This window comes from Vibrio sp. TMPB1044 (assembly GCF_030442075.1).
Lineage (GTDB): Bacteria > Pseudomonadota > Gammaproteobacteria > Enterobacterales > Vibrionaceae > Vibrio > Vibrio satsumensis.
On record NZ_JAUJED010000061.1, the window covers coordinates 1 to 217 of the forward strand.

The window sequence follows — 217 nt, forward strand, 5'->3', positions numbered from 1 at the left end:
TGGGGAATATTGCACAATGGGCGAAAGCCTGATGCAGCCATGCCGCGTGTATGAAGAAGGCCTTCGGGTTGTAAAGTACTTTCAGTTGTGAGGAAGGGGGTAGTGTTAATAGCGCTATCTCTTGACGTTAGCAACAGAAGAAGCACCGGCTAACTCCGTGCCAGCAGCCGCGGTAATACGGAGGGTGCGAGCGTTAATCGGAATTACTGGGCGTAAA

1 rRNA gene is annotated in these 217 nt (G+C 51.6%); it reads left to right on the forward strand.

What is annotated here, in order from left to right:
• Positions 1 to 217 (forward strand): 16S ribosomal RNA (locus QQ041_RS22100); the annotation flags it as partial.